The organism is Acidimicrobiales bacterium (genome assembly GCA_036273495.1).
Lineage (GTDB): Bacteria > Actinomycetota > Acidimicrobiia > Acidimicrobiales > JAJPHE01 > DASSEU01.
Genome location: DASUHN010000037.1, coordinates 1 through 6,156 on the forward strand (window position 1 = coordinate 1; position 6,156 = coordinate 6,156).

Consider the following 6,156-nt stretch of genomic DNA (forward strand, 5'->3'; position numbering starts at 1 on the left):
CAGGTCCCCTGCTGGAGCGCCGTACTCGTCACACCCGGAGGCTAGCCCGGCGGGCCCGGCGGCGTCCCGCCCGGGGGGCCGGGGCGGTCGCCCCGGCGGGGGCTCTCCTCTTCCATTACTCGTCACGTTGAGGGCCATACCTCTCCTGACCAGGGCCTGTGACGGGAATATGACCGAATTGCCCGACTTGGAAGCCGTCACGGGCCGGGGGTGGTCCCCCCGCCGGTGCTGCCGCCGGGAGCCGGCGCCGGTGCACCCGGAGGGTCGTGCCTATCGCTGCGCCCGGCCCGGACCCGGGGGGACCGGCTAGGTGGCGGGAGCGGGAGCCGTGGTCTAGGCCCCGTGGGAGCTCGTGCCCCCGCCGGTCCTGGGGGCTGGCTTCGGCGGTGCGGGGGGCTTGGGGGTGGGGGCCGGCTTGGGAGGCGGCTTGCCCGTCGAGCTGGTCGAGCCACCGCTGCCGCCGGAGCCGGCCGAGGTGCCACCCGTGCCGCTCGATCCGGTGCCGGTGCCCGCGCCCGTGCCGGTCCCGGTGCTGGCGGTGCCGCCGTTGGTCTGGCCGGCGGGGCTGCCGCTCCCACCGGATCCGGTGGTGCCGGTGCCGCCACTCCCGGCGCCCGAGCCGGCCCCGGGGTTCGAGCTCCCGCCGTTGCTCCCGCCACCGGCCGCAACCGGGTTGGCGCCGCCGGAGCCCGTGGTGCCGGAGCCGCTGCCGGAGCCCGTGGTGCCGGGGCCGCTGCCCGGGGCGGGGTTGGTCCCCTTGGAGCCGCCGGTCCCGCCGGGGGCGGCCTGGCTGCCGCCGTTGGCGGGGCCGCCCTGGGCGGCGCCGGTGCCCTGACCGCTGCCCGCGCCGGTTCCGTTGCCGTGACCCGGGTTGGCGTTCCCGGCGCCGTTGCCGGAACCCCCGTTCCGGGTGCCCCCGTTGCCCCGGCCCGCCGACGAACCGTGGCCCGCCCCGCCGCGGGATCCTCTGGACCCGTTCCCCGCCGCCCCGACCGTCGAGTTCGGAGACGACGACGCTCCGCGCGAATTGGCGAGCTGGCCGCCGGTGCCGCTCGGGTCCGGCGAGACGACCTCACCCAGGACCTGGGTGGTCCCGCTGGCCGCCGGCGAGGACGCAGGCGTGGTCGGGACCGGGGGGCCCTCGGCGAAGCTGCCGGTGCCGGGGGACAGGATCCGCGGGCCGGTGCCGCTGCCGTTGGCGCCCGAGCCGGTCGACGAGGCGCCCGATGCCGGGCCGCCGGCCTGGCCGGACTGGGCCTGGAGGGCCACCGGACCGAGGTGGTTGCCCGACTCCTGGATGGCGCCGACACCGGCGATCGACACCGCCGCCGCCGCGGCCACGGTGGCGATCTGCGTCGGCAGTGATGCCGCCAGCATCCGCCGGGCCATCCATCCGAAGTACTTGAGCATCCGCTCAGCCCGTCCTCTCCCGAACCCTGGACCCGGCTGACGGGCCTGTCGGGTTCTTGCCTCTGTGGGCGGACGGTACGGGCGCAGCCACTCTCCGTCAACGTTTCGGCTCGCAAATGAGCCGAAGGTCTGATTCAGACCGTGCTGATCGGACCCCGGTGCGAGAGTCCCAGCCGGCGGCGGGGGAGCACCCAGGCCAGAGCGGCCAGGGGCACCAGGACCAGGGCCACGTCCCGGGTCTGGGAGGCGTACCGGCTCACGGCCGGCAGGACGGCCCCGAGGCCCGACGGCGCGGACACCGACCGATGGGCCGGCTGGACGGCTGCGGTCCGGTGGGTCTGGTGGGGCGCGGGGGCGGGCTTCGCCCGGAGAGCGGGGGACGCCGGTGTGGTGGCCGGCGTGGGGGTGGCGACCGGGGCCGCGGCGGACGCAGCGGGGTGGACCGGGGCCGGAGCAGGCGGGACGGTCGCCGGCGTGGGAGCGGGCGTCGCCGGCGAGGCGTGGACCGGGACCGGGGCCGGGGCCGGAGAGGTCGCCACCACGGGGCGGACGACCACCGGGGCGGGGGCCGGAGCGGGAGACGTCCGGGGCGCCGACACGACCGGGGCGGGAGCGGCGGCTGCCGCCGGCGGCTCCATGTAGTCCTCGGTCACCCACAGGTAGCCCTGGGAGCTGACGTAGACCGCCACACCGATCTGGGTGAAGCGGGGATCGACCATGTTGGCGTAGTGCTCGGGGCTGTTGGTGAACGCCGACTGCAGGGTGGCCACGTCGGGGCCCACCCCCACGTTCTCACCGAGCAGACGCCAGCCCGTCGGGGCCTGGCCGGCCAGATTCGGGTTGTGCGAGAGGCTGCCCGCCCCCGCCAGGTGCACCGACCAGTTGTCGGCCATCGACACCAGCGAGGAGCTGACCGACAGCGAGCCCAGCCCGTGCGATGCCCGCAGGGCGTTGATGTCGGCCACGAACGCCGAGGCGTCTGCGCCCGAGTAGCCCGCCGCGAATGCCGGCGCCGCCTGGGCCAGCACCCCCATCCCGACCGAGACCGCCGCCGCCACCGCCGCCGCGATGCGCCCTTTGTTCACTCCACGGTCTCGGCGCGTGGAAGGGCGCGCTTGACACAGTCAGTGACGCCCCGCCACGTTCAGTGATTTCGGACCATGTGAAACGCGACAAGTGGGGGCATCCCGGGCCACCCCGGCGCCCGGCGCCCCCCGTCCCGCCCGCGACCGCCCGAGCCGAGGTCGGGATCGAGACCGACCGGCGAGACCGCTAGCCCTTGACGCTCTCCAACCAGCGCTCGGCGTCGATGGCGGCCATGCACCCCGACCCGGCGGCGGTCACCGCCTGGCGGTACACGTGGTCCTGGACGTCACCGCAGGCGAACACCCCGGTGACGTTGGTGCGGGTCGACCCGGCCTGGGTGATCAGGTAGCCGCTCTCCTCCATGTCCAGCTGGCCCCGGAAGAGGTCGGTGTTCGGTGAGTGGCCAATGGCGACGAACACCCCGGTGAAGGGGTGGTCCGAGCGCTCCCCGGTGACCACGTTGCGGAGCCGGACCCCGCTCACCGAGGACTCACCCAGGACCTCCTCGACCACCGAGTCCCAGATGAAGTCGACGGCCGGGTTCTTGAAGGCCCGGTCCTGCATGATCTTGGAGGCCCGCAGCTCCTTGCGGCGGTGAATGATCGTGACCGTCTCGCCGAACTTGGTCAGGAACAGGGCCTCCTCCAGCGCCGAGTCCCCGCCCCCGATCACCGCGATGTGGTGGCCCCGGAAGAAGAAGCCGTCGCAGGTGGCGCAGGTCGACACGCCGTGGCCGAGCAGGCGGTCCTCTCCGTCCACGCCCAGCATGAGTGAGCGGGCCCCGGTGGCCACGATCAGGGCCCGGGCCCGGTAGGTCGGCTCGGGCACCGAGGGATCGCCCACCCAGATCGGGAAGGGGCTGCCCGCGGCCAGGTCGACCCTGCTGACCTTCTCGGTGCGGAGGTCGGCCCCGAACCGGGTGGCCTGGGAGCGCATGGTCGTCATGAGCTCGGGGCCCATGATCCCGTCCACGAACCCCGGGTAGTTCTCGACCTCGGTGGTGAGCATGAGCTGGCCGCCGGGCTGGTCGCTGGTCGAGGAGGGCTCCCCCTCGATGACCAGGGGCGCCAGGTTGGCCCGGGCCGTGTAGATGGCGGCGGTGAGGCCGGCCGGCCCCGACCCGATGATCGCGACCTCGTGGATGGGATCCGTCGGCACTGTCGTTCCTCCGGCCCGACTTCTGCGGGCTTATCTGGCCCCGCGGGCGGAACGCCGGGCGCGGGACAGTAGGAACAAGCCGGAGAGCGCGAAAAATCCCCCGAGCACGGCCTCGGACTCCCAGTCGGGCAGGGCCACGTTGAGGGCCCGGACCGCCGCCACCGCCCCGACGACGGCCAGAGCCACCGCCGCCACCAGCACGATGAAGCCGTAGACCAGCGCCCGGGCCACGAGCGTGAGGGGCACCACCGACCGGTCCCGCACCGCCAGCACCACGCCGTCGATGCGGTCGGCCACCTGGACCGTCCAGTCGGCGCCACCGCCGTTGCCTCCGGCGGTGGGCGCGGTGACCCCGGGCGCGCCCGAGGAGGAGGAGAGCCGCTCCATGACCTGGCGACGATACCCTCGCCGGCCGATGCGCATCCTCCTGGCCGTTCTGGCGGCGGCCGGATCGTCGGCCCTCGGGGGCGCCATCCTCGGCGAGTACACCCTGGCCAACCTGGTGGCGATCGTCGCCTGCGTGCTGTTCGGGGTCGTGGTGGGGGAGGCGACCGCGGTCCCCCGACGCCCGCCTCGCCCCGCCGGGCTGGCGGCCGCCGCCCTGTTCCCGTCGGTGGCGTGGGTCTGGTCGCTGTGGATCTCGACCGGGCACCAGCTCGGCTACGCCAGCGTGGCGCAGTGGGTGGCCACGCCGTTTGCCGGCGCCGCCGCCGTGGCCTGGGCGGCCACCGCAGCCCGGGGGGGACCTACCGGTCCCCGCGACGAAGGGGAGATCCCGCCCCCGGAGGCGGGTGGGGCGACCGGGCTGTAGTGCCCGGCTAGCCGGCGACGTGGAAGGTGACGCCGATGGTCCCGGGCCCGACGTGGCTCCCGATCACCGCACCGATGTCGCCGACCACGATCTTGTCCCGCGGGTAGACCTGGCCGATCCGGTCGAGGAACTGCTCGAGATCGGTGGAGGCGCCGGTCAGCACGCCCAGGTCCTCGATCTCGCCCGCCGATCGGACCTTGTCGACCAGGTAGGCCAGGGCCCGGCTCCGGGTGCGCTGCTTCGACTCCCCCGCCACGGCGCCGTCGACCACCTCGACGATCGGCTTGATCGACAGCATGGTCCCGAAGAGCGCCTGGGCCCCGCCGATCCGCCCCCCCTTCTTCAGGTACTCGAGGGTGTCGAGGGCGCCGAACACGCGGGTCCGGGGGACCAGGTCCTCGGCTATGCCGGCCACGTCCTCGGTGGACTTGCCCGCCGCCGCCGCCCGGGCGGCCGACAGCACCATCAGCCCGAGGCCGAGCGTGACCGACCGGGAGTCGACCGTCCGCACCGGGATGCGGTCGGCCACGGCACTGGCGGCGGCCACCGCGGCCTGGTGGGTGGCGGAGAGCGCCCCGGACAGGTTCACGCACACGACGCCGTCGCACCCCTCGTCGGCGGCCCGGGTGAACGCGGTCTGGAAGGCCCCGGGCGCCGGCGCCGCCGTCTCGGGCAGCACCGGGGACGCCTTGCACCGGGCCCAGAACTGGTCCGGGGTGAGGTCGCGGCGGTCGACCAGCTCCTCGGCCCCGAACCGGATGCTGAGCGGCACGATCTCGATGCCGAGCTCGTCGACCAGGTCCTGGGGCAGGTCGCACGCGCTGTCGGTCACCACCTTGACCCGGCTCATCGTGTCCCCCGCCCCCTGTGTCGTCTTCCGTGGCTCACCGCCCCGGCCTCCTTCTCTGCCAACCGGCCATCACCCCGGCAACAGTGAAGTAGACCCCAGCGCCGACCACCACCGCCAGCACGACGTGCACGAGCAGGGCCCCGGTACCGGTCCCGGTGATCATCGCCCCCACGAAGGCGACCGCCAGCCCCATGGCGACCGAGGGAACCGCCACCCGACCGGCGTGGGCCAGCAGGACCCCGCCGTCGAGCCGGCCCAGCCGCTCCCGCAGGTCCAGCAGGGCCACCACCGCTGCGCCGGTGTAGGCCAGGGCCAGGGCCAGGGCCAGGCCTCGCACCCCGAGCGAGGGGTAGAAGGCGAAGGCCAGCACCACGTTGAGCCCGTTCTCCAGGAGATAGAGGTAGAAGGGGGTGCGGGTGTCCTGCATCGCCTGGTAGGCCCGGATCACGAGCAGGTAGGTGCAGAAGCCGGGCAGACCCACCGACAAGAGGGCGGTGACGGTGGCCACCCGGTGCGAGTCGGCGGCCCCGGCCGCCCCGTGGCGCACGACCAGCGCCACCGCCGGGCGGGCCAGGAGGACGTAGCCGACCGTGGCGGGGACGATGATCGCGGTCATGGCGCGCACCGCCGTCGAGACCCGGTCCCGGAAGGAGTCCACCGCCCGCCGGGCCCAGCTGTCGGCCAGGTCGGGCTGGACGGCGCTCATGATCGACACCGCCACGATCCCGTAGGGGAACTGGAAGAGGGCGTAGGCGGTCGTGTACACCGACACGTCGCCCGCTTTGCGGTTGGCCAGCAGGAGGACGACCCAGAACGCCACCTGGTTGGTGGCCACGAACCC

The 6,156-nt window shown here is 74.4% G+C and carries 7 protein-coding genes; 1 reads left to right on the forward strand and 6 read right to left on the reverse strand.

The genetic code is table 11. From position 1 onward, the window contains the following. Positions 1-333: 333 nt before the first annotated feature. From VFW24_01530 to VFW24_01545, 4 genes are all read right to left on the reverse strand, one after another. Positions 334-1,410, reverse strand: coding sequence for a hypothetical protein (locus tag VFW24_01530; GenBank protein HEX5265429.1), 1,077 nt, complete (start codon positions 1,408-1,410; stop codon positions 334-336). A gap of 134 nt (positions 1,411-1,544) precedes the next feature. Next, positions 1,545-2,495, reverse strand: a complete 951-nt coding sequence (locus VFW24_01535) for a CAP domain-containing protein (GenBank protein ID HEX5265430.1) — start codon at positions 2,493-2,495, stop codon at positions 1,545-1,547. Between the two features lie 187 nt (positions 2,496-2,682). Continuing rightward, on the reverse strand, positions 2,683-3,654 hold the full coding sequence (trxB, locus tag VFW24_01540; protein HEX5265431.1) for a thioredoxin-disulfide reductase: 972 nt from the start codon (positions 3,652-3,654) through the stop codon (positions 2,683-2,685). A 30-nt stretch (positions 3,655-3,684) separates the two neighbouring features. Continuing rightward, a complete protein-coding gene (locus VFW24_01545; GenBank protein HEX5265432.1) occupies positions 3,685-4,041 on the reverse strand; it encodes a hypothetical protein in 357 nt (118 codons plus the stop codon). Between the two features lie 28 nt (positions 4,042-4,069). On the opposite strand from VFW24_01545, the gene VFW24_01550 reads away from it, so the two are divergent. Continuing rightward, entirely contained in the window at positions 4,070-4,465 is a 396-nt protein-coding gene (locus tag VFW24_01550; GenBank protein ID HEX5265433.1) for a hypothetical protein, read from the forward strand. 7 nt (positions 4,466-4,472) lie between these two features. Here the strand turns inward: VFW24_01550 and VFW24_01555 are convergent, their stop codons facing one another. Continuing rightward, positions 4,473-5,315 (reverse strand): DegV family protein, encoded by an 843-nt coding sequence (locus VFW24_01555; protein HEX5265434.1) that lies wholly within the window; start codon positions 5,313-5,315, stop codon positions 4,473-4,475. A gap of 34 nt (positions 5,316-5,349) precedes the next feature. Continuing rightward, the coding region (locus VFW24_01560) for a lipid II flippase MurJ (GenBank protein ID HEX5265435.1) at positions 5,350-6,156 on the reverse strand (807 nt) is incomplete at its 5' end.